Origin of the sequence: Neisseria animaloris, assembly GCF_900637855.1 — a bacterium.
GTDB classification, from domain to species: domain Bacteria; phylum Pseudomonadota; class Gammaproteobacteria; order Burkholderiales; family Neisseriaceae; genus Neisseria; species Neisseria animaloris.
The window spans coordinates 427991-452925 of record NZ_LR134440.1; the positions used below are offsets into that span (position 1 = coordinate 427991).

Genomic DNA, 24935 nt, shown 5'->3' on the forward strand with positions numbered 1-24935 from the left:
ATTTATTACTATCCTAACTGCGGCGCTGATTACCTATACTCATCAATAATGCTAATACCACCATAATCGATAATGTTGCTGTACCACCATAGCTAACCAGTGGTAGCGGAACACCAACTACAGGCAAAATACCACTGACCATTCCCATATTCACAAAAGCATAACAAAAAAATGTCATCGTTAATGCACTGGCTAAAGTACGGCTATAAAGTGTGGGGGCTTTAGCTGCAATATATAAACCGCGTCCAAGAATTAAAAGATAAATTACTAACAACAAAACATTACCGATTAAGCCGAATTCTTCTCCATAAACTGCAAAAATAAAATCGGTAGTTGCCTCAGGAATGTAGTCTAAATGAGTTTGCGTGCCATTCAGCCATCCTTTTCCCCATACACCACCAGAGCCAATGGCAATCATCGATTGAATAATATGATAGCCGGCTCCTAACGGATCTTGAGTAGGGTCAAGCAAGGTCATCACTCGAGTTTTCTGGTAATCGTGCATGCCATAATTCCAAATTAACGGTAATGCAGCCATAAATCCAATAATGGCAGTAAAAATAACTTTCCAAGGCAACCCTGCAAAAAAAATAACGAATAAACCAGATGCCATAATCAATGTAGCGGTACCTAGATCGGGTTGTTTTAAAATCAGCCCTCCCGGCACCAATACTAATAGTAATGCTCCTAAATAGTGATACCAGCGTAATGACATCTCATATTTTTGAAAATACCAAGCCACCATCATTGGTAGTGCTATTTTCATGATTTCAGACGGCTGAATACGGCCTATACCGATATTCAGCCAACGAGTAGAACCATTAACTGTTATTCCCAAAAAATGCACACCTAACAACAAAACCACACCGATTGCATACATTGGCAGGGCAAAAGACGCTAAAACCTGCGTACGTGCGCGGGCAATAAACCATAGCAAAATAAAGGCCAATATCGTATGGATAGTTTTATTTTCGAGTTGGCCGATTTCCTGCCCATCAGCAGAATACAGTAAAAACAGGCTCATAATATAAATAGCCAACATAGCGTAGAACAACCATGGATCCATAGGCTCCCAAATAATGCGTCTAATTTTCCCCAACATAGTTTCTTCATTTATATTCATTTTACAACTCCAGAGGCCGACTGAATTCTCACAGCGTCATAGGCCGTCTGAAAAACAGATGGAACAGGATTTTTCACAATAGACTCACTCGCTGCTTTTGACGCATTACTTTCTACTTGATCCTCCTTAATGGCAACAGATATATCTTTCGGCATATTTTGCCCTGCTTTTAATTTCAATAAATAAAAATCCGTTAAACCTCGGGCCAACGGCGCAGCACTTGCGCCCCAACCTCCATTTTCAAGCAAAACGGCAATAGCAATCTGTGGCTTTTCAACGGGAGCGAATGAAATAAACCAAGCATGGTCGCGGTGCTGCTCTGCAAGTGCTGCAGCATTATACGTCTGCCCCTGCTTAATCTGCACTACCTGTGCCGTACCGGTCTTCCCTCCCATACTATACGGCATACCGTAACCTATACGATGTGCCGTTCCGCCCGGTTGCAACACTTTGGCCATAGCCTGTTTAATATATTCAAAATTACTTTGTTGAAATGGGATGATACGAACCGGTTTAGGATCAATCAATGTAATCTCACGACGTTCATGATCTAGTAATTCTTTTACCAAATGTGGTCGATACACTACTCCGTTATTAGCTAGTGATGCTGTGGCATGGGCCATTTGTAAGGGCGTGTATGCGTTATAACCCTGCCCGATACTGACTGAAACCATTTCGGATGGATTCCATGTTCGTGCAGATTCACTCTTGGCATTAGTGAAACGTTTAGCTTTCCATTCTTTAGATGGTAATACGCCTTTATATTCATGCGGTAAATCAATACCTGTTTGATCTCCCAACCCGAACTCGGCTAAATAAGGAACAGTTTTATCAATACCTAATTCATATCCCAAACGATAGAAAAATGTATCAGAAGAAACTTGAATTGCTTTACTTAAGTTAGCAGAACCATGTCCACGCCGTACTGAGTCCCGAAACAAATGGCGTGATCCGGGAATGCTCCAAGCTCCGGGAGCAGGTACCACTGTATCTTGAGTAATTTTTCCACTCTCCAGCAAAGCCATACCCATGAAAGGTTTAAAAGTGGAACCTGGGGGATATAGTCCTTGAGTTACCCGGTTAATTAATGGACGTTCCCAATCTTCATTCAGTCGTTTCCAATTTTCCGTATCAATACCATCAATAAACAGATTAGGATCAAATGAAGGTTTAGAGACAAATGCCAAAATCCCGCCAGTTTGCGGATCAATAGCAATAATTGCCCCTCTTCGACCGTTTAAAAGACGATCCGCTTCCTGTTGCATACGGATATCCATCGCCAAACGCAATGTTTGCCCGCTTTTAGAAGGCATAGTTCTTAATATTCTGACCACATTGCCATAAGCATCTTTTTCCACCTCTTGATAACCGGGAGATCCGTGTAGCTGAAGTTCGTAAAAACTCTCCAGCCCCGATTTACCGATATGAGTGCTTCCTCGATACAAGGCTGTTAAATTATCTTCATCAATCTTTTTCTGATCACGGTCACTAATTCGGCCGATATACCCGAGGAAATGGGCAGTCAATTCAGGATAGGGATATTCACGAAATGTACGTGCATTAATTTCGACACCTTTAAAATGATAGAGCTGTGCAGCCAACCTTGCAGCTTCTTCAGGTTGTAATTTAAGTTTAAGTGGAATATTTTCGTAAGAACGGAACTCTGTACGAAACTTTTTGAAACGCTTTAAATCACTATCGGTAATTTCCACATAACGACGCAATGCTTCTATCGTATCATCTATTTTGCCTTCTAACTGACTTGGAACTATTTCAAGTGAATACGCAGGATAATTACGTGCCAACACTACACCGTTTACATCGACAATTTGCCCCCGTATTGGAGCAGTTGGTACTAAAGAAATACGGTTTGTATTAGCTTTAACTACGTATTCTTCATGCTTGAATATTTGTAGATAAACAAAACGCCCCAATAACACCATAAAAAGAACCACTATCAGCACAAATGCCACAACCAGCCGGAGAAAATAATCTCTTTGGCTGGTTGCCGTATCTTGAGCAGGTTTACGATATTGACGAGGTGTTTTCATCGGCGAAGACGGCGTGAATTGAGAATTGTAAGCATGACTTTGCTTAGCAACGGCCACAGTAATGCTCCAACGAAAGGCGCAATAAAACCTGGTAAATCAGTAAATCGATGATCATATAACAACCGTATAAATGCCAATGCTATACGGTTACAAAGCAAGGCTCCTAATATTGCAACAGCTTGAAAACCGTAACTGTACAATATAATCTGCCTTTGTCGCTGTTGAATGATAAATATCATCAACATATAAGATAGTGCATGCATCCCGAGAGGTGCGGCTGTCCCTATATCGATCAATAAACCAATCGGGAAAGCTGCCCCTACACCAATAAGCTGAGGTCTGTGAAGTGCCCAATAAAGCAAAATCAGTGCAGTAAATTCAGGTAGCCAAAAAAACACTTCAAACGGAAACGGCATAAAATCCAGCAACATAACAACAATGAAACTGGAAATGACAATGCGTTTCGGCACACGGCTATGAAAATCTTCAAAATCAGTCATAATACAGACTAAAAGTTATGCTCTACTGGTGTGTAAATAATTGAGAAGGAGGTGTTTGTTGTGGCAAGGTCAACACGTATTTACTGCTTCTAAATGCGGCCAGCGGCATTAATGAAACCTGGTAATACGGCATACCGGAAGATTTCACCGCCTGCAGAATTTCCGCCACAGGAATTCCTGCGGGATATACGCTGTCCAAACCCGAAGTAACTAAAATATCTTTAGGTCGCAAATCAGCGTCGGTAGGGAAATAACGTAAATTCACTGTACCACCATTTCCATAAAGAAGGCTTCGTTCCCCTGTTCTAGCAACCATAACAGGAATAACCATTTTACTATTGGTAATTAATGTTAATTCGGCACTAAGCGATTGCACTTGCGTTATTTGTCCAATTAAACCGTTCTGATCAATTACCGCATCTCCGGCTCGCAAACCGCTTTGGCTGCCTTTATTCAAAATCAATTTGTCGGACAGGGGGTCTTTACCATTGGAAATAACTTCTGCACTGCCTGTTACTTGAATACCGTTTTGCTGCAAACCTTGCAATTTTTTCAATTCACCCAATTCCCGCTGGTGTAATTCAGCTTGGCCAAGTAATGTTTTCAGACGGCCATTTTCAGCTACCAAACGGTGGTTATCTGCCATTAAATTGGCTTGTGACTGTAAAAAACCATGCGTATATCGATACAACTGTACTGGCTGATTGGCCAACCATTGCAACGGATAAAGCACTGTTGCCACATATCCTTTAGCATGTTGTACAGCCGAATAACGACTATCCAGCATCATCAAAGCAATACTGACAATAGACAACACAACCAGTTTGCTAATAGGTTTAATGCCTTTTTGTGCGAAATTTAAAGACGGTTCAGACATAGCTCTGGCAGCATTTCAAAATTACGGATTAACCACGAATATAGAATTCAATTTACCGATCATATCCAGTGCCTTACCTGAACCGCGTGCCACACAAGTAAGCGGATCTTCAGCAATCATCACAGGTAAGCCGGTTTCTTCCGCCAATAAACGGTCAAGCCCTTTCAGTAAAGCGCCACCACCTGTCAGCACCAAACCTCGCTCGGCAATATCCGCCCCCAACTCAGGCGGCGTTTGTTCTAAAGCATTTTTTACCGATTGAACGATTTGATTCAATGGCTCGGTTAATGCTTCCAATACTTCATTGGAACTGATGGTAAAGGCACGCGGAATACCCTCTGCCAAATTACGGCCTTTTACTTCAATTTCATTTACCTCCATACCAGGGAAAGCCGAACCGATGCTTTTCTTAATTTCTTCAGCAGTAGCTTCGCCGATTAACATACCGTAATTGCGGCGCACATAATTGATAATGCTTTCATCAAACGCATCACCGCCAACACGGATGGAATGCGAATACACCACACCGCTTAAAGAAATCACCCCCACTTCAGTAGTACCGCCACCAATATCCACCACCATAGAGCCGGTAGCTTCTTCAATCGGCAAACCTGCACCAATCGCTGCAGCCATCGGTTCCTCAATTAGATTCACCGTGGAAGCACCTGCCGCCAATGCCGAATCCCGAATGGCTTTACGTTCCACTTGGGTTGAACCGCAAGGCACGCAAATTACGATGCGCGGGGCTGCTGCAAAACGGCTGTTATTCACTTTTTTAATAAACTGCTTCAGCATTTTTTCAGTAACATTGAAATCAGCAATTACACCGTCTTTCATCGGGCGGATAGCCTGAATGCTACCAGGCGTACGGCCCAACATTTTTTTTGCTTCCGTGCCCACCGCCAAAATAGCGCTTTTACCGTGAGAAGCATCTGTTTGCATAGCAACTACTGAAGGCTCGTCCAAAACAATACCTTTATTACGGATATAAATTAAAGTATTGGCCGTGCCCAAATCAATAGCGAGGTCATTAGAGAAATAGCGGGTAAAAAAGCGAAACATGGGGATTTCCTGAACAGAATAAATTCAATAACAATATTTTTTTAAGGCATGCAGAAAGCGGATAGGCATGGCTTTTCAGACGGCCTGTTTGACGTAATGCTTACTGAAATTCGCCATGCCGCAGCATTGGTTTTCGGTTATAATTCTTCATTTCATTGAAGAAACACGTAATGATACCTTATATTAAGTATTTTGCTAATCGAAAATTAAGGATTTTTTATGGCCCTGACCTTGAGCGATGTGGAAAAAATTGCCAAACTTTCCCGCCTGAGCCTGACAGATGCTGAAAAAGCGCAAAACCTTCAAGAATTGAACGACATATTTTCATTGGTTGAAAAAATGCAATCGGTAAATACCGAAGGCATCGAACCGATGGCACATCCTCACGAAGTTGCCCTGCGTTTGCGTGAAGACAAAGTAACCGAAACCGACCATGCCGCCGAATACCAAGCCGTTGCCCCCGAAGTGCGCAACCGCCTGTATATCGTTCCCCAAGTTATCGAAGAATAACCGGCACATAAAACACATTTCTTACGGTTAATCAAACCGCCTGTGTGAAACACATACTGTTAATGTAATAGCAATATTTTCAGACGGCCTCCCACCAGCCAATATTTAAGGCCGTCTGAATCATACGGTTGAACATAAAATGACCCAATACACCCTGAAACAAGCCAGCGAATTGCTGCAAGCCCAAAAAATTTCCGCCACCGAGCTGGCGCAAGAATACCTCAACGCCATTGATGCCCGAAACCCCGCCATCAACGGTTACACCACCCTGAATAAAGAATTAACGCTTGCCGAAGCCAAAGCCGCAGACGAACGCTTGGCCGCCGGCAACGCAGGTATCCTCACCGGCGTACCCATTGCCTTTAAAGACATCTTTTGCCAACAAGGTTGGAGAAGCGCGTGTTCCAGCAAAATGCTCGATAACTTCGTTTCCCCCTACACCGCCACCGTCGTACAAAACCTGCTCAACGAAGGCATGGTAACGCTCGGCCGCACCAATATGGATGAATTCGCCATGGGTTCGACCAACGAAACCTCGTTTGACGGCGCCACTAAAAATCCGTGGAATTTAGAAAACGTGCCCGGCGGCTCTTCCGGCGGTTCCGCAGCCGTTATCGCTGCCCGCTTGGCACCGGCAGCATTAGGCTCCGACACCGGCGGCTCCATCCGCCAACCCGCTTCGCATTGCGGCATTACCGGCATCAAACCCACCTACGGCATCGTTTCGCGTTTCGGCATGGTGGCTTACGCCTCCAGCTTCGACCAAGCCGGCCCGATGGCGCAAACAGCCGAAGACTGCGCCATTCTACTTAATGCCATGGCAAGCTTCGATGAACGCGATTCCACCAGCTTGGAACGTGCTAAAGAAGACTACACCCACAACTTAAACCAACCCCTCAAAGGCTTGAAAGTCGGCCTGCCCAAAGAATACTTCGGCGAAGGCATGAGCGCAGACGTACAAAAAGCCATTCAAGCAACCATCGACCTGCTTAAAGCACAAGGCGCAGAAATGGTAGAAGTGAGCCTGCCGCAAACCGAGCTTTCCATCCCCGCATATTATGTTTTGACCTCGGCCGAAGCCAGCACCAACTTATCCCGCTACGACGGCGTACGCTACGGCCACCGCGCCGCCCGATTCGGCGACTTGGAAGAAATGTACAGCAACACCCGCGCCGAAGGCTTCGGCAGCGAAGTCAAACGCCGTATCATGATTGGCACCTACGTTTTGAGCCACGGCTATTACGACGCCTACTACCTCAAAGCCCAAAAACTGCGCCGTTTGGTAACCAACGATTTTCAGACGGCCTTACAACAATGCGACATCATCCTCGCACCTACCGCCCCCACCGCCGCACCCAAACTGAACAGCAACATTAACGACCCTGTGCAGATGTACCTGAGCGACATCTACACCATCGCCGTCAACCTCGCCGGCCTCCCCGCCATGACTCTGCCCGCGGGATTCTCTTCAGACGGCCTGCCGATTGGCGTACAGTTGATTGGCAATTATTTCGCCGAAGCGAAATTGCTGGGCGTGGCGCATCAGATGCAGCTGGAGAGCGATTGGCATATTAAAACGCCTTCGCAATCAATTTAAATTGGGAAAACAATATGAGTATTTGTAAGCAAAACCATCGCTACGCAGATTATTTTAAACAATTGCCAGATAGCCAAAGTCCAGAGCAAGGCCGGCATCTTTGCGCAGGTTGCGCTTATGACGCTGGTCATTCTGATGGGCTGAATAATATAAAAAAACGTTCTTTATCTGAATTAAACTTACCTTTTAGTCAAGCAGGTACTGTGAGGCATAAATCTGCACAAGATGCATATAATTTAGGATACAGGGACGGACATCAGAAATTCAAAGATGGTAATGAATAAACCCTTTTTAAAATGGGCTGGTGGGAAATTCAAACTTGCCCCATTTATTGAATTTAATCTGCCTAAACAACCCCGCAAACGCCTTATCGAACCGTTTGCGGGTTCTGCTGCCGTGTCAATGGCTTTGGATTTTGAAGCTTATTTGTTAAACGATACCAATCCTGATTTAATTGGTTTATTTCATATACTTAAAGAAGAAAAACAGCAGTTTATTGATTATGCTCGTTCTTTTTTTACTTTAGAAAACAATCAGGAAATTCGCTTTTACGAATTACGGGAAAAATTTAATTCTTCTCGAGAATTAAGCGAACGTTCTGCTTTATTTATTTATTTAAACCGACACGCATTCAACGGTTTATGCAGATATAACAGCAAAGGTGCTTTTAATGTGCCTTTCGGCCGCCACAAAACACCTTATTTCCCTGAAATGGAAATGTTGGCATTTATCGAAAAAGCCAACCGTATTGAATTGATGTGTGCTGATTTTCAGACGGCCTTGGATTTGGCAAATGGCGACGATATCGTGTATTGCGATCCGCCTTATGTGCCTTTGAGTGAAACAGCTTCATTTACCGCTTATGCTAAAGGCGGATTTGATTTAAATGACCAAACCCGTTTAGCTGAAACAGCCAAACAAATTTCAATACAATCTCAAGGTGTATTGATTTCCAATCATGATACAGCCTTTACCCGAGAGATTTACAAAGAAGCACGATTAGAAACCATTGACGTGCAAAGAAATATTGCAGCAAAAGGTAGCAGTAGGCAAAAAGTAGGCGAATTGTTGGCGATATATGGCGAGTGAATTTAACCGGTTAAAAGAAGAAGCAGCGGCTTACCATATTGGCTTGAAAAAACATATTTCAGACGGCCTCGTGATTTATAACGAAAATGCTTTAACCGTTATGCGCCGTATTTTGGATAAATATCCAAACGGCTGCTTCGATATGATTTTTGCAGACCCGCCTTATTTTTTATCCAATGATGGTTTTACCTGCCAAAACGGGCAAATGGTTTCGGTAAATAAAGGTCAGTGGGACAAATCGCAAGGTTTATCTGCCGATTTAGAATTTTACGAAGAGTGGTTACGCCTATCTTACGCACTATTGAAACCCAACGGCACAATATGGGTATGCGGTACTTATCATAATATTTACTTGGTAGGCTACCTGATGCAAATTATCGGCTACCATATTTTGAACAACATTACATGGGAAAAACCCAATCCGCCACCGAATTTATCTTGCCGTTTTTTCACACATTCAACCGAAACACTGCTATGGGCGAAGAAAAGCAAAAAAGCCAAGCATACTTTTCATTATGATGTAATGAAAGCACAAAACAACGATAAACAAATGAAATGTGTATGGCAAATTGCACCGCCAAGTAAAGCAGAAAAAGCATTGGGCAAGCATCCGACACAAAAACCGTTGGCTTTGGTTGAGAGGTGCATTCAGGCAGCCTCCAATGTAGGAGATTTGATTTTTGACCCGTTTATGGGAAGTGGAACGACAGGTATAGCTGCATTAAAAAACGAGAGGAAATTTTGTGGGTGTGAGTTAGAAACGGGATTTTTTGAATTGGCAAAGAAAAAATTAACGGCAAAATAATCTGCCGTTAAAATGATTAAATGATTTTATGAACTACCCAAGTGCCAGTCTGAATAGCTCTCATAAATTCCTTTTTAAAATAAAAGGCATGATTTTTATTGGAAACGTAGCGATTGTGAGTGGTTGAAAAAATCGGATTATAAGTGCCATCTGAACGTTTGGAATCTTTTGATCGGATTTGAATGAATTCTCCATTTGATGTATGGATAAACCCATCACTTAATTCCCGTATATCCTGATTTAGCAGTTTGCGAATAACAAGAAAATCTTTTTCAAGTTGTTGGTAAACCATAGGATTATGATCTAAGCAAATATGATACGCAGAGTGGATAAACCAATTATCAGGATTATCACTAACTTTGCAGATGGGTACATATAACATATTGCGGATTTTTTGGTAAATCCAGCTGTTTTTAAAAGTTAGCTCATCATTGATTAACTCATCAAATGAACTGGATATTTGAGAGATAAACATTGTTTCCAAAGGCTTGCCTGAAATATCCGATTTATTGGTTTTCAGTTCACCGTCTGTAAAATCGGTAAGGGAAGAAGTGTTTTTCAATCCAATAAGTTTTTCTAGAAATTGGCCTACACCACCTTTGTTGATCTTCATATCAAAAGGTAAGTATTCGGGAAAGCGATTTTGATACTCTGTTTTTAAGTCAATCAGCGGACGACCTTGATTTTCTTGTAAAAATGGATAAGCATCAATCAGTTTCATGATTTTCCTTGTCTAGAAAATTAACAAGTTGGGATAAGGGAATATGTAGAGCTTTAGCTAAGCGGATGAGATTGAGCAATGCAGGATTTCGTTCTCCACGCTCAATCATGCCGATATATGTTCTATGCATACCTGCACGTTCAGCCAACTCTTCTTGACTTAAGTTTTTACTTAACCGAAGGGTTTTGACATGAATGCCAAATAGTTTTAAATCATCTGTTTTCATGTTGGATATTTTGATTGTTTAGAAAGCCATTTCCACATACAATAAGTATCAATTTAAAGAAATGGTTTCATTTCAGATTCACTATTTATCATTACTATTTAGAGAAAGACCCCCTTATGACCTGGGAAACCGTAATCGGACTGGAAATCCATGTCCAATTAAATACCAAATCCAAAATTTTCAGCGGTGCTTCCACCGCTTTCGGTGCCGAGCCGAACGCGCATGCCAGCGTGGTGGAATGTGCTTTGCCGGGCGTGTTGCCGGTGATGAACCGCGAGGTGGTGGAAAAGGCCATCAAGCTCGGTTTGGCTTTGGATGCGAAAATCAACCAAAAAAACGTGTTCGACCGTAAAAACTACTTCTACCCCGACTTGCCCAAAGGCTATCAAATCAGCCAGTTGGATTTGCCGATTGTGGAACACGGCAAGTTGGAAATTGTGGTCGGCGACGAAGTCAAAACCATCAATGTAACGCGTGCGCACATGGAAGAAGATGCGGGTAAATCGGTGCATGAAGGTTTGAGCGGTGCGACAGGCATCGATCTCAACCGCGCCGGTACGCCTCTGCTGGAAGTGGTTTCCGAACCGGAAATGCGTTCCGCAGCCGAGGCTGTGGCTTATGCCAAAGCTTTGCACGGCTTGGTAACGTGGCTGGATATTTGCGACGGCAATATGGCGGAAGGCTCGTTCCGTATTGATGCGAACGTATCGGTGCGCCCGAAAGGCCAGCAGGAATTCGGTACGCGCCGCGAAATCAAAAACTTAAACTCTTTCCGCTTTTTAGAACAGGCGATTAATTATGAAGTGGAAAGCCAAATCGAGATTATCGAAGACGGCGGCAAAGTGCAGCAGGCAACGATGCTCTTCGACCCCGATAAGGGCGAAACCCGCGTGATGCGCCTGAAAGAAGATGCACACGACTACCGTTATTTCCCCGACCCCGATTTATTGCCGGTGATGATTTCAGACGGCCAGCTTCAAAAAGCGAAAGACGAAATGCCTGAGCTGCCGTCTGAAATGGCACAGCGTTTCGTAGCCGATTTCGGCGTAAGCGACTACGACGCCCGTTTGTTAACCGCCAGCCGCTCTCAAGCCGCTTTCTTTGAAACCGCCGCCCAAGCCAGCGGACAAGGTAAATTGGTAGCGAACTGGATGAACGGCGAATTGGCCGCTACATTAAACAAAGAAGCTTTAAGCCTGTCTGAAAGCCCGATTCAAGCCGACCGCTTGGCCGGATTGGTGGCGAAAATCGCCGACGGCACATTAAGCAACAAACTCGCCAAACAGGTGTTTGAAGCGATGTGGAGCAGCGATTTGGATGCCGAAGCCATTATCGAACGCGACGGTTTGAAGCAGATGACCGACACCGGAGCCATTGAGAAAATTATTGACGAAGTATTGGCTAACAATGCCAAATCGGTGGAAGAGTTCAAAGCTGGTAAGGAAAAAGCCTTCAACGCGCTGGTGGGCCAAGTGATGAAAGCCAGCAAAGGCAAAGCCAATCCGCAGCAGGTGCAGGAATTGCTTAAAGCGAAACTGGTGTAAATGTAATTTACAGACCGTCTGAAAACTCAGCTTTAATGAAATAAAGCTTTTTCAGACGGCCTGATCGTACAAATCACAATAAAGTCCTTAACATCCCGATAAAATAAGTACCTCTTCTTTTTATCCATTGTTATATCTACAAAATTTAATTTTTCTACAATATAACCCATTCACTACAATCTTCATTTTCCACCATGTAATCATACAGCTATTGAGGCATAATCCGTTATAATCCCGTTTTCTCTCAAAGCTAAATGCAAAATGACTTACACTGTAATCCTTGCACCAGATCAAGCTGTTTTCACTACCAATAACAACGAACCGATTCTAATTGCGGCCAAACGCCATGGCTTTAATCTACCCAACTCATGCCAAAACGGTATTTGCGGACAATGCAAAGCTGAAGTGCTCAACGGTAATGTTAAGCAAGGACCGCATGCAGAAATGGCATTAAGCAAGGAAGAACAAAAAAAAGGCAAAATCTTAATGTGTTGCAGCACAGCAGAGAGCAATATAGAACTAAAAGTACCAGGCTATAATGGTAGAAATACCCCTCCTGTAAAAACCTTTCCTGCCCGGATTTCAAATATCCATCGTATTCACGATGTAGTCATTATTACACTGGCTTTACCTAAAGCACCTCCATTTGCATTTTGGCCGGGTCAATATATCGACGTGCTGTTAAAAGACAGCAACAACCGTAGTTATTCAATTGCCAGCAGTCCCAACCGAACTGACGTGATGGAATTGCATGTCCGTTACCGGGAAGGTGGATTATTCTCTGAGCTGTTGTTTAGTGAAAAGGCCGTCTTAAAAGAAAAATCCATCCTGCGCATCCGCGGCCCTTTAGGTACGTTCACTCTCAAAAACACAAAAAAACCTATAATTTTACTGGCCACCGGCACAGGATTTGCTCCTATTGCCAGTATATTGCGGAGCATGATCATTAACGGCGATAAACGTTCTGTACATTTTTACTGGGGAGCGAGAACAGAAACCGATTTATACCAATTGCAAACTGCTGCTGATTTGATCTCTCAATTACCCCAAGCCCGTTTCACTCCTGTGCTCTCCCGCCCACAAAATAATTGGAAGGGAGCTATAGGCTATGTTCAAGATCTTGCTGCCAAGGATTATCCTGATTTACATGCTTATGAAGTGTATGCCTGCGGTTCAGCGGCGATGATAACGGATGCAAAAAAACTGCTGGAAGAAAAATGCAAGCTGCCTTCCGAAGCTTTCTTTTCGGATGTATTCTTACCTGCAAGTTGAAACCACCTTTCGTATTTTATACATCCAGAAAAAAAACGACTAAATCTTCTCAAAAATGATTTAGCCGTTTCATTACCACTAAAAGAAAAATTAAATTAATAAGTGCCTTTTACCAGAATATCTTCAGTTACATTTTGAATATCACGATGGCCGGTAAATGCCATAGAAACATCCATTTCTTTATACAGGATTTCCAATGCACGGGTTACACCGTCTTCGCCATAAGCTCCCAGACCATAAAGGAATGCACGGCCGATCATGGTACCACGAGCACCCAGTGCCCATGCTTTGAGGATATCTTGGCCACTGCGAATACCGCTATCCAACCATACCTCGATATCGCTTCCAACCGCACTCACCACATCCGGCAAAGCTTTGATAGAAGAAATGGTATCGTCGAGCTGACGACCACCGTGGTTGGACACTACAATTGCATCCGCGCCGCTTTTCACAGCCAACTCGGCATCTTCCGGCTCCATAATGCCTTTAATAATCAGCTTACCGCCCCACAAGTCTTTAATGCGGGCTACATCATCCCAGCTCAAGCGCGGGTCAAACTGCTCCGAAGTCCAAGAAGACAATGAAGACAGATCACCCACGTTTTTTGCATGACCGACAATATTACGGAATGTGCGGCGCTCGGTGTTGAGCATTTTCATGCACCATTCGGGTTTGGTAGCCAGATTAATCAAATTAGTCAATGTGGGTTTAGGCGGTGCTGAGAGACCATTTTTGATGTCTTTGTGGCGTTGACCCAAAACCTGCAAGTCTGCGGTCAGAATCAAAGCAGAACATTTCGCCGCCTGGGCACGTTTAATCAGGTTTTCCATAAACTCGCGGTCACGCATCACATACAGCTGAAACCAAAATGGTGCACTGGTATTTTCAGCCACGTCTTCAATCGAACAGATGGACATAGTAGACAGAGAAAACGGAATGCCGAACTTTTCCGCCGCACGCGCAGCCAGAATTTCACCGTCGGCATGCTGCATACCAGTAAAGCCGGTTGGAGCGATGGCTACCGGCATTTTTACATCATGGCCAACCATTTTAGTCGCCAAGCTGCGGCCTTCCATATTTACCAATACCCGCTGGCGGAATTTAATTTTTTGAAAATCAGTAGTATTTTCACGATAAGTCGTTTCAGTCCACGAACCTGAGTCGGCATAATCGTAAAACATTTTCGGCACTTTGCGCTGTGCAACACGGCGCAAGTCTTCAATACAGGTCATTTTGCTCAAATCGCGTTTCATACTTAGCTCACCTCGGTGTATTGTTTGTTGTATGGTGTTATTGGAATAGCTGCATTTCGGATATAAAACTATAAAACAAAGCCGTCTTAAAAACGTTCAGACGGCATAATTATGAATCCGAAAACAATCGGACATAAATCTATACCAAGCCACCAAATATTGCAAATGCTTTTTTCACCTGAATTTTCCTTACTACATCATCTCCTGAGCTCATCTGAAATATATCCGGTCTAAATCGCCTGCAAATACAAAATCTAAACAACAAAGCACTACAAACATTTTTATTCCTCTCATAAAAACAAGCAATCACATCAGCCTTTATATACTTGACTGAAACACTCAGATATTAGACAATTCGCAACAGTATACTAATACATAAACCACAAAAACCATTATGCGATTAACCACCAAAGGCCGGTTTGCCGTTACCGCTATGATTGATTTGGCGATGAACGCGCAAAACGGCGCAGTCAAACTCAGCGCCATCAGCGAGCGGCAAAACATATCCCTATCCTATTTGGAGCAGCTGTTCAGCAAACTGCGCCGCGCCCGTTTGGTAGAAAGCCTGCGCGGCCCCGGCGGCGGTTATATCTTGGCTGCGCCGGCGAAGGAAATCAACATTGCCCAAATTATCGCCGCAGCCGAAGACAAACTCGATGCCACGCAGTGCAGCAGCAAAGCCAACTGCAACAACGGCACCGCCTGCTTAACCCACGAATTGTGGGAAAGCCTGAACAAAACCATTCACGACTACCTAAGCAGCGTTACCCTGCAAAACATTGTCGACCAGAAAAACGAAAGCAACGGCAAAGTCGTTACCTTCACCCACATCCACTAAAGATACCGAAATATAAAAACGAAAGAGACCAAACCATGACCGTTCATACCCCCATTTATCTCGACTACGCCGCCACCACCCCCGTTGACAAACGCGTGGCCGAAAAAATGATTCCTTACTTAACCGAAACCTTCGGCAACCCAGCTTCCAACAGCCACAGCTTCGGTTGGGTGGCAGAAGATGCCGTAGAAAATGCCCGCCTCGAAATTGCCAAACTGATTAACGCCGATTCCAAAGAAATCGTGTTTACCAGCGGCGCCACCGAATCCAACAACCTTGCCATCAAAGGCGCGGCGCACTTCTACAAAACCAAAGGCAAACACCTCATCACCGTTAAAACCGAGCACAAAGCCGTTTTGGATACCATGCGCGAACTCGAACGCCAAGGCTTTGAAGTAACCTACCTCGGCGTGCAGGAAAACGGCCTGATTGATTTGGAAGAACTCAAAGCCGCTATCCGCCCCGACACCATCCTCATTTCCGTGATGTGGGTCAACAACGAAATCGGCGTGATTCAAGACATTCCCGCCATCGGCGAAATCTGCCGCGAAAACAAAATTATCTTCCACGTTGACGCCGCCCAAGCCTGCGGAAAAACCCCTGTAGACGTAGAAGCCGCCAAAGTCGACCTGCTTTCCATGTCCGCCCACAAAATCTACGGCCCCAAAGGCATCGGCGCACTCTATGTACGCCGCAAACCCCGCGTACGCCTCGAAGCCCAAATCCACGGCGGCGGCCACGAACGCGGCTTCCGTTCCGGCACCCTGCCCACCCACCAAATCGTCGGCATGGGCGAAGCCTTCCGTTTGGCACGTTTGGAATTGGAACAAGACATCGCCCACGCCCTCAAGCTGCGCGAAATCTTCCTCAAAGGCATCGAAGGCATTGAAGAAGTGTATATCAACGGCGATTTGGAACACCGCGTCGCCACCAACCTCAATGTGAGCTTCAACTTCGTCGAAGGCGAAAGCCTGATCATGGCCGTAAAAGAACTCGCCGTATCCAGCGGCTCCGCCTGTACCTCCGCCTCGCTGGAACCCAGCTACGTTTTGCGCGCATTAGGCCGCAACGACGAACTGGCGCACTCTTCCCTGCGCATCACCTTCGGCCGCATGACCACCGAAGAAGAAGTAGCTTTCGCCGCCGAACTGATTAAATCCAAAATCGGCAAACTGCGCGAACTTTCTCCGCTATGGGAAATGTTTAAAGAAGGAATTGATTTGAATACGGTTGAATGGGCAGAACATTAACATTCATGTTTATGAAGCCGTCTGAAACCGAAAGATATATACCTTGATAAATACCAATTAAACCCTTACACTAAAATTATCCCTACCCACACAAGGAAACCGCCATGCAAACCGCCAAACTTTTTCAAAATGGCCGTAGTCAAGCCGTGCGGCTGCCTGCTGCATTCCGATTTACGGGTGATGAAGTGTATATCCGCCGAGACGAAGCCACGGGCGATGTGATTCTGTCGCAACGTCCGGGCGACTGGCAGGGTTTTATCGCCGCAGCATCGGAGCTTGACGAAAGCGATACCATTGAACGCAATACCTCCATACAGCAACGCGATCCGTTTGCAGACTGGCAGGAATAAAACATGCGCTATCTTTTGGATACCAACATTGTGAGCCATATCCTGCGCCGTCAGCCGAATGTGATGGCAAAATTGCAAAGCGTGCCGATGTCTGATTTATATATTTCAGCGGTTACTCATGCCGAATTAATGTACGGCTTGGCGAAAAAACCTGATGCGGCCAAGCTGCATCGTGCAGTGCATGAACTTTTATTGCGTATAGGCGTATTGCCGTTCGACGAGCAAGCAAGCACGCATTACGGAAAATTTAAAGCGCAGGCAGAGCAGTCGGGTAAAAATCTGGCATCTTTAGATATGATGATTGCCGCCCATGCTTCCGCCGTAAGCGCAGTGTTGGTCAGCAACGATGCCGCTTTCCAACAGATTGCTGATTTATCGGTAGAAGACTGGACGAAATAACGCGCAAAAGCCATCACTAACCACATACTATATTTTTTAAAACAAAAACTTAATTCGTCTTGAATTTCCTTTCAGACGGCCTTAGATAAACCGAATAAGCCAATATATACACAAGGAACCCACATCATGGCATACAGCGATAAAGTGATTGATCATTACGAAAACCCCCGCAACGTCGGCTCGTTCGACAAAAACGACGAATCGGTCGGCACCGGCATGGTGGGCGCGCCTGCCTGCGGCGACGTGATGAAACTGCAAATCAAAGTGAACGACGAAGGTGTGATTGAAGATGCCAAGTTCAAAACCTACGGTTGCGGCTCGGCCATTGCTTCTTCTTCATTGATTACCGAATGGGTAAAAGGCAAAAGCCTTGATGAAGCTTTGGCGATTAAAAACAGTGCCATCGCCGAAGAATTGGAACTGCCGCCGGTGAAAGTACACTGCTCGATTTTGGCCGAAGACGCGATTAAAGCCGCTGTTTCGGACTACAAAAAGAAAAAAGGCGTGTAATCTTTGCAAAAGGTTTCATGCAGCTAGGCAATCAGTCTGTTTACAAAAAGGAACCTGCTATGCCTTTTACCGAAACCGAAACCCAATCGCTGCTGGCACAAAAAGGTGTAGGCAAAACCATTTTGCAACGCTTGCAGCAAATGGGCTTGGACGATACCGCCAAACTCGCCGCAGCAGATGTGGACGATATTTTGCAGCAAGGCGCGGCGTTAACCGGTTCGACCTGCTGGAAAAACAGCCCGCAAGCCAAAGCGGCTATTGTTGCAGCGGTAGAATGGGCTAAAACGCAAAGCTGATTTTCAGACGGCCTCACAGTTTATAAAGGCCGTCTGAAAAGCCGTAGAGCTGTGAGAAACATGTAAGGAAGGTATCTCTGCCCTACAACGAATACCCTCAGCAAAGAAACACCCGCATAGTAAGCGTAAAGGATTAAGACGATGATTACATTAACCGAAAAAGCCGCCAACCATATCCAAAACTTTCTCACCAAACGCGGCAAAGGCGAAGGCATCCGCTTGGGCGTGAAAACCAGCGGCTGTTCGGGCATGGCTTACACTTTGGAATTTGTTGACGATATCCAGCCCGAAGATTTGGTGTTTGAAGGCTACGGCGTGAAAGTATTCGTCGACCCCAAAAGCCATGTGTATCTCGACGGCACCGAGCTGGACTACACCAAAGAAGGCTTGCAGGAAGGCTTTAAGTTTCAAAACCCGAACGTGAAAGACGAATGCGGTTGCGGCGAGAGCTTCCACGTTTGATTGCACAATAACCGAGGCCGTCTGAAAGTGAGCTTTCAGACGGCCTCTCAATGCAGCTTATGTTATACTCGCACCCGTTTAAAAACCATCTCGAAACAAGGATTCATCATGGCTGATTTCAATCAGATTCTTACTCCCGGCGACGTTGACGGCGGCATCATCAACGTAGTGAACGAAATTCCCGCAGGCAGCAACCACAAAATCGAATGGAACCGCAAACTGGCCGCCTTCCAACTCGACCGCGTAGAACCCGCCATTTTCGCCAAACCCACCAACTACGGTTTCATCCCGCAAACGCTCGATGAAGACGGCGACGAGCTTGACGTATTGCTGATTACCGAACAGCCTTTGGCTACCGGCGTATTTTTGGAAGCCAAAATCATCGGCGTGATGAAGTTTGTGGACGACGGCGAAGTGGACGACAAAATCGTGTGCGTACCCGCCGACGACCGTAACAACGGCAACGCCTACAACAGTTTGGCCGATTTGCCCAAGCAGTTGATCCAACAAATCGAATTCCACTTCAACCAATACAAAGCCCTGAAAAAACCCGGTTCCACCACCGTGGAACACTGGGGTGATGTGGCCGAAGCCAAAGAAGTAATTAAAGAATCGATCGAGCGCTGGAACGCCCAAGCTAAATAAACAAGCGTTAAACGGCATCAGGCCGTCTGAAACATCAAACCGCCCGCAAAAGTCGGATAAATTTCCGGCTTTTGCGGGCGGTTTTCATTTTTCAAACAAGAAAACTTTGCAAACTTACCGCCTGCGGCACATTGCTGTTCTGCGCCCTACCCGCTCGTTTCATCGGTCTGCACCCGCTGCACCTTAACACCTTGAACTATATCCGCATCCGCCCATGCTTATAAAAGTGTCAATCGGCCTGCCGTCAGCTTTTCTGCGCCTTGTGTTTTGCACACTCCAGCGCATATTCCGTGCCCCAACGGTGCATGGCTTCGATTACCGGCATCAACGTCAACCCGAACTCGGTCAGCGAATATTCCACTTTGGGCGGCACCTGCGGATACACTTCGCGATGAACGATACCGTCGCCTTCCAGTTCGCGCAGTTGCAGGGTTAACATGCGCTGGGTTACAGCGGGCATCAGCCTCTGCAATTCGTTGAAACGGCGGGTTTCCGTATTTAAATGATGCAAAATCAAAACTTTCCACTTTCCGCCGATGATATCGAGCGTGGTGCTGACCGGGCAGCAGTTACCGTTTAATTCGTGATAGCTGTTCATATTCCACTCTGTTGCCGTATTGTTTACAGTATAAAAAATGTGCGTACTTGTATAAAAATTTGTACTACGTATAATACGCCTAACGATAAAAAAAGCCCAGTAAAAAATAACGGGCAATTGACAAATAACCGAAGAGGCCGTCTGAAAAACGGCAAACCGGATTTCAGACGGCCTCAACCACACAAGGAGCCGATCATGCGTATTGCAGAATTAGACCGTATCAACGAGCTGGCCCGCAAAGCCAAAACCGTAGGCCTGAGCGAAGCCGAAACCGCCGAACGCGATGTTTTGCGCCAAGCCTACATCCGCCAAGTGTGTGGACAAATCAACAATATGCTCTCCACCGTAACCGTGGTTGACCCCGAAGGCACCGACGTTACCCCCGCCAAACTGAGGGAAGCGCAAGCCGCGGGTATGCAGCAAATGCACTAAAGTCAATCAACTTGTTTTACTACGGCGTTGCTGCGCCTTAGCTCAAAGAGAACGATTGTGTAAGCCGCTGAAGCGGTAACAGAATCGGTTCCGTACTACCCGTACTGTCTGCGGCTTGCTGCCTTGCATTAAAAATAATTTGATTGACTATAACACGAGCAAACACACATCATTAAAAATTAAAATAACGAAAGGAAACACCATGAGAAACGTGCGACAAATCTACCGCGCCAACAGCCAACACTGGGTTGGAGACGGCTTTTTGGTTCAACCCCTGTTTTCACACATGGATGCCGACCGCGGCACCGACCCGTTTTTGATGCTCGACTACGCCGCACCTTACACATTCGCGCCCAACGAAGCACGCAGCCCCCGCGGTGTCGGCCAACACCCGCACAAAGGCTTTGAAACCGTTACCATTGCTTATCACGGCGAAGTGGCACACCGCGATTCAACAGGTGGAGGCGGCGTGATTAAAGAAGGCGACGTACAATGGATGACCGCCGGTGCCGGCATCATTCACGAAGAGTTCCATTCCGAAGCATTCAGCAAAGCGGGCGGCCTTTTCGAGATGGTGCAACTGTGGGTAAACCTGCCGGCAAAAGACAAAAACACACCGCCGCGCTATCAACATCTCGCTAAAGAGAACATTCCCGTAGTGGAGCTGCCCGACGGTGCCGGCCATCTGCGTTTGATTGCAGGCGAACACGGAAACATCAAAGGTGCGGCCGATACCCACACCGAAATGAACGTGTGGGACGTGGTTATCCGCCCCGGTAAAGAAGCTGCCTTAACCATCCCCGCCGACCACAGCCTTTCTATGGTTGTGCTGCGCGGTCAAGCAGTGTTTAACGGCAAAGACAGTGCCGGTGCAGGCCAATTGGTCGGTTTTGAAAACGGCGGCGGTGAAGTGGATATCGCCGCAGGCAACGAAGAAGTGAAAATACTGTTGCTCTCCGGCGTGCCGATTAAAGAGCCAGTGGTCGGCTACGGCCCGTTTGTGATGAATACCGTGGAAGAAATCCGCGAAGCCATCAACGATTTCAACAACGGCCGTTTCGGCAGCCTTGCATCTTAATCGCGCCAACAGCAGTATCGGGCCGTCTAGACATACTGTTTTTAAATCAAACGGTATGTTCAGACGGCCCTATCATCAAGAAATTTTTCAAAATATGCTATAATTACACCCTTTAAATGTTTCATTTTCCAAAAGGTTTACATCAATGATTTCTACCAACGGCATAACCATGCAGTTCGGCGCGAAGCCGCTATTTGAAAACGTGTCTGTCAAATTCGGCGAAGGCAACCGCTACGGGCTGATTGGTGCCAACGGTTCGGGTAAATCCACCTTCATGAAAATTCTCGGCGGCGATTTGGAGCCGACCAGCGGCGAAGTAGCTATCGAAAACGGCGTGCGTTTGGGTAAACTGCGCCAAGACCAATTTGCCTATGAAGATATGCGCGTGCTGGACGTGGTGATGATGGGGCACACCGAAATGTGGTCGGCGATGACCGAGCGTGATGCCATTTACGCCAATTTGGAAGCCACCGAAGACGATTACATGCACGCTGCCGAATTGGAGGCCAAGTTTGCCGAATACGACGGTTACACCGCCGAAGCGCGCGCGGCCGAATTGTTGAGCGGTGTAGGTATCGAAGAATCATTGCACAATGCCCAAATGAGCGAAGTGGCTCCCGGCTTCAAACTGCGCGTATTGCTGGCACAAGCCTTATTTTCCAAGCCCGACGTATTGCTGCTCGACGAGCCGACCAACAACTTGGACATCAACACCATCCGTTGGCTCGAAGGTGTGTTGAACGAATACGATTCGACCATGATCATCATTTCGCACGACCGCCATTTTTTGAATGAAGTCTGCACGCATATGGCCGATGTTGATTACAACAGCATCACCATCTACCCCGGCAACTACGATGATTACATGCTGGCTTCTGCACAATCCCGCGAGCGCGCCATGCGCGACAACGCCAAAGCCAAAGAAAAGCTGCAAGAACTGCAAGAATTCGTGGCGCGCTTCTCGGCCAACAAATCTAAAGCCCGCCAAGCGACCAGCCGTCTGAAACAGGCCGATAAAATCAAAGCCGAAATGGTGGAGGTTAAACCGTCTACCCGTCAAAACCCTTATATCCGCTTTGAAACCGACGAAAAAGCCAAGCTGCACCGCCAAGCCGTTGAAGTGGAAGGTTTGAGCAAACGCTTTGAAAACCAATTGTTTAAAAACCTGAGCTTTATTTTGGAAGCCGGAGAGCGTTTGGCGATTATCGGCCCCAACGGTGCCGGTAAATCCACCTTGCTGAAATTGTTGGCCGGTGCATTCAATCCCGAATACGGCGAAGGTGTCCAACCTGATTCAGGCTCCATCAAATGGGCGGAAAAAGCCAACGTCGGCTACTATCCGCAAGATCACGAAAATGACTTCGATGTTGACATGAACCTCACCGAATGGATGCGCCAATGGGGTCAGGAAGGCGACGACGAACAAGTTATCCGCGGTACGCTCGGCCGCTTGCTGTTCGGCAGCAACGACGTGGTTAAACAAGTGCAGGTGCTTTCGGGCGGAGAGAAAGGCCGCATGCTTTACGGCAAGCTGATTTTGCTGAAACCGAACGTGTTGATTATGGACGAACCGACCAACCACATGGATATGGAAAGTATCGAATCCTTAAACATGGCTTTGGAAAAATACAAAGGAACGCTGATTTTCGTATCGCACGACCGTCAGTTTGTGTCTTCGTTGGCCACGCAAATCATCGAGCTGGACGGCAAAGGCGGTTACGAACACTATCTGGGCGATTACGAAAGCTATTTGGAGAAAAAAGGAGTGGTATAAGTTTTTATAACTTTCCCCAATATTCTTTTTCTCGAGAGGCCGTCTGAAATTGATTTTCAGACGGCCTCTTGCTTATTGCTTCTTTAGAGCATGCAGAAATTTCAATATTTTGTTTTATATCATTTTTTAGTTAAATCCGACTATCCGTTTCCTTTACTCTGTCCCACTCTCTGTATATACTCCCCATAGTAACCGCCTCCGCCGCATTCAAGGACAAGCCGAAGCCTTGAGTAGACAAATCGAATCCGGAGCCGAATGTTCCGAGGTATTGCAACAGCTTGCCGCCATTCGCGGTGCGGTGAACGGCCTGATGCGCGATGTGATGGAAAGCCATCTGAGAGAATCTTTCGGTCATGCAAACTGCGATAACCCGCAACACCAAACTCTGCACCAAAGCATTGACGATGCAATCGCATTGGTGAAATCGTATATCAAATAAATATAGTGGGTGGGGTATGTCAAAACCTTTCCGAAATATTCATAGCCGACAGGAGAACATTATGAACTACATTAAAACCCGTGCCGCGGTTGCTTGGGCACCGAACGAACCGCTGAAAATCGAAGAATTGGATTTGATGCCGCCGCAAAAAGGCGAAGTGCTGGTACGCATTATCGCCACCGGCGTATGCCACACCGATGCCTATACTTTAAGCGGGCAAGACAGCGAAGGCGTGTTTCCCTGCGTGCTCGGCCACGAAGGAGCAGGCATTGTGGAAGCCGTGGGCGAAAGAGTTACCAGTGTCAAGCCCGGCGACCACGTAATTCCGCTTTACACGGCCGAATGCGGCGAATGCAAATTCTGCAAATCCGGCAAAACCAATCTGTGCTCTTCGGTACGCGCCACGCAAGGCAAAGGCCTGATGCCCGACGGTACCGTGCGTTTCTTTAAAGACGGCCGGCCGATTTACCACTACATGGGTTGCTCCACCTTTTCGGAATATACCGTCGTGGCCGAAGTGTCTTTAGCCAAAATCCAACCCGAAGCCGACTTAAAAGAAGTGTGCTTGCTCGGTTGCGGCGTAACCACCGGCATGGGCGCGGTGATGAACACGGCCAAAGTAAAACGCGGTGACACCGTAGCCATTTTCGGCTTGGGCGGCATCGGATTGGCTGCAATCATCGGTGCCAGAATGACGGGAGCAAGCCGGATTATCGGTATCGACATCAATCCTTCTAAATTCCCGATGGCAGAAAAACTCGGTGCCACCGAATGTATCAATCCGAAAGACTTCGACAAACCCATTCAAGAAGTGATTATCGACATAACCGACGGCGGCGTGGACTTTTCATTTGAATGCGTCGGCGATGTGGACATCATGCGCGCGGCACTGGAATGCTGCCACAAAGGTTGGGGCGAAAGCGTGATTATCGGTGTGGCACCCGCCGGCGCGGAAATCCGCACCCGCCCGTTCCAACTGGTTACCGGCCGCGTATGGCGCGGTTCCGCGTTCGGCGGTGTCAAAGGCCGCAGCGAACTGCCGGGCATCATCCAGCAATACATGAACGGCGAATTCGCCCTTTCCGACTTCATTACCCACACCATGCCGTTGGAGGACATCAACAAAGCATTCGATCTGATGCATGAAGGAAAATCCATCCGCAGCGTGATACATTACTAAACTCCGAATCATCAAACAACAAAGGCCGTCTGAAATTATTCAGACGGCCTTTTG

29 protein-coding genes are annotated in these 24935 nt (G+C 46.3%); 20 read left to right on the plus strand and 9 right to left on the minus strand.

The genetic code is table 11. From position 1 onward, the window contains the following. Positions 1 to 13 precede the first annotated feature (13 nt). Genes rodA through EL216_RS02050 form a run of 5 tightly spaced genes read right to left on the minus strand, consistent with a single transcriptional unit; the run spans position 14 to position 5613 of the window. Positions 14 to 1123 carry a rod shape-determining protein RodA gene (rodA, locus tag EL216_RS02030; protein WP_085389812.1) on the minus strand — a complete coding sequence of 370 codons (1110 nt, stop codon included), beginning with the start codon at positions 1121 to 1123 and terminating at the stop codon, positions 14 to 16. Then, positions 1120 to 3174, minus strand: a complete 2055-nt coding sequence (gene mrdA / locus EL216_RS02035; RefSeq protein ID WP_085389813.1) for a penicillin-binding protein 2 — start codon at positions 3172 to 3174, stop codon at positions 1120 to 1122. The genes rodA and mrdA overlap by 4 nt, the downstream gene beginning before the upstream one ends. Beyond that, complete coding sequence (mreD, locus tag EL216_RS02040; protein WP_085389814.1) at positions 3171 to 3674, minus strand: rod shape-determining protein MreD; 504 nt, start codon at positions 3672 to 3674, stop codon at positions 3171 to 3173. The genes mrdA and mreD overlap by 4 nt, the downstream gene beginning before the upstream one ends. Positions 3675 to 3696: 22 nt before the next feature. Continuing rightward, entirely contained in the window at positions 3697 to 4551 is an 855-nt protein-coding gene (mreC, locus tag EL216_RS02045) for a rod shape-determining protein MreC (RefSeq protein WP_085389815.1), read from the minus strand. Positions 4552 to 4572: 21 nt separating this feature from the next. Then, on the minus strand, positions 4573 to 5613 hold the full coding sequence (locus tag EL216_RS02050) for a rod shape-determining protein (protein WP_085389816.1): 1041 nt from the start codon (positions 5611 to 5613) through the stop codon (positions 4573 to 4575). A 219-nt stretch (positions 5614 to 5832) separates the two neighbouring features. On the opposite strand from EL216_RS02050, the gene gatC reads away from it, so the two are divergent. The 5 genes from gatC to EL216_RS02075 all read left to right on the plus strand — a co-directional run bounded on the left by gatC (position 5833) and on the right by EL216_RS02075 (position 9614). Continuing rightward, positions 5833 to 6123 carry an Asp-tRNA(Asn)/Glu-tRNA(Gln) amidotransferase subunit GatC gene (gene gatC / locus EL216_RS02055; RefSeq protein ID WP_054599055.1) on the plus strand — a complete coding sequence of 97 codons (291 nt, stop codon included), beginning with the start codon at positions 5833 to 5835 and terminating at the stop codon, positions 6121 to 6123. A 139-nt stretch (positions 6124 to 6262) separates the two neighbouring features. Then, positions 6263 to 7720, plus strand: coding sequence for an Asp-tRNA(Asn)/Glu-tRNA(Gln) amidotransferase subunit GatA (gene gatA / locus EL216_RS02060; RefSeq protein ID WP_085389817.1), 1458 nt, complete (start codon positions 6263 to 6265; stop codon positions 7718 to 7720). A 14-nt stretch (positions 7721 to 7734) separates the two neighbouring features. Beyond that, positions 7735 to 8004: a hypothetical protein gene (locus EL216_RS02065; RefSeq protein WP_085389818.1), complete on the plus strand. Its 270-nt coding sequence runs from the start codon at positions 7735 to 7737 to the stop codon at positions 8002 to 8004. Then, positions 7991 to 8809 carry a DNA adenine methylase gene (locus EL216_RS02070; RefSeq protein ID WP_085389819.1) on the plus strand — a complete coding sequence of 273 codons (819 nt, stop codon included), beginning with the start codon at positions 7991 to 7993 and terminating at the stop codon, positions 8807 to 8809. The genes EL216_RS02065 and EL216_RS02070 overlap by 14 nt, the downstream gene beginning before the upstream one ends. Beyond that, the gene (locus EL216_RS02075; protein WP_085389820.1) at positions 8799 to 9614 is read left to right on the plus strand and encodes a DNA-methyltransferase; all 816 of its coding nucleotides are present in this window, start codon (positions 8799 to 8801) and stop codon (positions 9612 to 9614) included. The genes EL216_RS02070 and EL216_RS02075 overlap by 11 nt, the downstream gene beginning before the upstream one ends. A gap of 16 nt (positions 9615 to 9630) precedes the next feature. Here EL216_RS02075 and EL216_RS02080 read toward each other — a convergent pair whose 3' ends face one another. Next, a complete protein-coding gene (locus EL216_RS02080; RefSeq protein ID WP_126300826.1) occupies positions 9631 to 10335 on the minus strand; it encodes a MutH/Sau3AI family endonuclease in 705 nt (234 codons plus the stop codon). Next, entirely contained in the window at positions 10322 to 10561 is a 240-nt protein-coding gene (locus EL216_RS02085) for a helix-turn-helix domain-containing protein (protein ID WP_085389821.1), read from the minus strand. Before EL216_RS02085 ends, EL216_RS02080 begins: the two co-directional genes overlap by 14 nt. 116 nt (positions 10562 to 10677) lie before the next feature. On the opposite strand from EL216_RS02085, the gene gatB reads away from it, so the two are divergent. Both gatB and EL216_RS02095 read left to right on the plus strand, forming a co-directional pair. Then, positions 10678 to 12105, plus strand: coding sequence for an Asp-tRNA(Asn)/Glu-tRNA(Gln) amidotransferase subunit GatB (gene gatB / locus EL216_RS02090; RefSeq protein WP_085389822.1), 1428 nt, complete (start codon positions 10678 to 10680; stop codon positions 12103 to 12105). A gap of 261 nt (positions 12106 to 12366) precedes the next feature. Continuing rightward, the gene (locus EL216_RS02095) at positions 12367 to 13377 is read left to right on the plus strand and encodes a 2Fe-2S iron-sulfur cluster-binding protein (protein WP_085389823.1); all 1011 of its coding nucleotides are present in this window, start codon (positions 12367 to 12369) and stop codon (positions 13375 to 13377) included. 95 nt (positions 13378 to 13472) lie between these two features. On the opposite strand, the gene EL216_RS02100 is transcribed toward EL216_RS02095, so the two are convergent. Next, the gene (locus EL216_RS02100; RefSeq protein ID WP_085389824.1) at positions 13473 to 14630 is read right to left on the minus strand and encodes an alpha-hydroxy acid oxidase; all 1158 of its coding nucleotides are present in this window, start codon (positions 14628 to 14630) and stop codon (positions 13473 to 13475) included. Between the two features lie 394 nt (positions 14631 to 15024). On the opposite strand from EL216_RS02100, the gene iscR reads away from it, so the two are divergent. The 8 genes from iscR to EL216_RS02140 all read left to right on the plus strand — a co-directional run bounded on the left by iscR (position 15025) and on the right by EL216_RS02140 (position 19380). Beyond that, entirely contained in the window at positions 15025 to 15468 is a 444-nt protein-coding gene (iscR, locus tag EL216_RS02105) for a Fe-S cluster assembly transcriptional regulator IscR (protein ID WP_054600297.1), read from the plus strand. 35 nt (positions 15469 to 15503) lie between these two features. Further along, entirely contained in the window at positions 15504 to 16718 is a 1215-nt protein-coding gene (locus EL216_RS02110) for an IscS subfamily cysteine desulfurase (protein WP_085389825.1), read from the plus strand. A 104-nt stretch (positions 16719 to 16822) separates the two neighbouring features. Beyond that, on the plus strand, positions 16823 to 17068 hold the full coding sequence (locus EL216_RS02115; protein ID WP_085389826.1) for an antitoxin: 246 nt from the start codon (positions 16823 to 16825) through the stop codon (positions 17066 to 17068). A gap of 3 nt (positions 17069 to 17071) precedes the next feature. Further along, complete coding sequence (locus EL216_RS02120; RefSeq protein WP_085360419.1) at positions 17072 to 17467, plus strand: type II toxin-antitoxin system VapC family toxin; 396 nt, start codon at positions 17072 to 17074, stop codon at positions 17465 to 17467. 126 nt (positions 17468 to 17593) lie between these two features. Continuing rightward, the gene (iscU, locus tag EL216_RS02125) at positions 17594 to 17977 is read left to right on the plus strand and encodes a Fe-S cluster assembly scaffold IscU (protein WP_085360421.1); all 384 of its coding nucleotides are present in this window, start codon (positions 17594 to 17596) and stop codon (positions 17975 to 17977) included. 59 nt (positions 17978 to 18036) lie between these two features. After that, positions 18037 to 18273, plus strand: a complete 237-nt coding sequence (locus tag EL216_RS02130) for a recombinase RecA (RefSeq protein WP_085389827.1) — start codon at positions 18037 to 18039, stop codon at positions 18271 to 18273. A gap of 141 nt (positions 18274 to 18414) precedes the next feature. After that, complete coding sequence (iscA, locus tag EL216_RS02135) at positions 18415 to 18735, plus strand: iron-sulfur cluster assembly protein IscA (protein WP_054600303.1); 321 nt, start codon at positions 18415 to 18417, stop codon at positions 18733 to 18735. A 108-nt stretch (positions 18736 to 18843) separates the two neighbouring features. Beyond that, positions 18844 to 19380 carry an inorganic diphosphatase gene (locus tag EL216_RS02140; RefSeq protein WP_085356722.1) on the plus strand — a complete coding sequence of 179 codons (537 nt, stop codon included), beginning with the start codon at positions 18844 to 18846 and terminating at the stop codon, positions 19378 to 19380. 244 nt (positions 19381 to 19624) lie between these two features. Here EL216_RS02140 and EL216_RS02145 read toward each other — a convergent pair whose 3' ends face one another. After that, positions 19625 to 19978, minus strand: coding sequence for a winged helix-turn-helix transcriptional regulator (locus tag EL216_RS02145; RefSeq protein WP_085356721.1), 354 nt, complete (start codon positions 19976 to 19978; stop codon positions 19625 to 19627). Positions 19979 to 20173: 195 nt separating this feature from the next. Between EL216_RS02145 and EL216_RS02150 the strand changes: the two genes are divergently transcribed. From EL216_RS02150 to EL216_RS02170, 5 genes are all read left to right on the plus strand, one after another. Further along, positions 20174 to 20410, plus strand: coding sequence for a DUF896 domain-containing protein (locus tag EL216_RS02150; RefSeq protein WP_085389828.1), 237 nt, complete (start codon positions 20174 to 20176; stop codon positions 20408 to 20410). Between the two features lie 202 nt (positions 20411 to 20612). Next, positions 20613 to 21488: a pirin family protein gene (locus EL216_RS02155; protein ID WP_085389829.1), complete on the plus strand. Its 876-nt coding sequence runs from the start codon at positions 20613 to 20615 to the stop codon at positions 21486 to 21488. A 145-nt stretch (positions 21489 to 21633) separates the two neighbouring features. Further along, positions 21634 to 23262 (plus strand): ABC-F family ATPase, encoded by a 1629-nt coding sequence (locus tag EL216_RS02160; protein WP_085389830.1) that lies wholly within the window; start codon positions 21634 to 21636, stop codon positions 23260 to 23262. Between the two features lie 226 nt (positions 23263 to 23488). Then, positions 23489 to 23701 carry a metal-sensing transcriptional repressor gene (locus EL216_RS02165; protein WP_456298996.1) on the plus strand — a complete coding sequence of 71 codons (213 nt, stop codon included), beginning with the start codon at positions 23489 to 23491 and terminating at the stop codon, positions 23699 to 23701. Positions 23702 to 23762: 61 nt separating this feature from the next. Further along, positions 23763 to 24881 (plus strand): S-(hydroxymethyl)glutathione dehydrogenase/class III alcohol dehydrogenase, encoded by a 1119-nt coding sequence (locus EL216_RS02170; RefSeq protein WP_085389832.1) that lies wholly within the window; start codon positions 23763 to 23765, stop codon positions 24879 to 24881. The last annotated feature ends 54 nt before the right edge of the window (positions 24882 to 24935 follow it).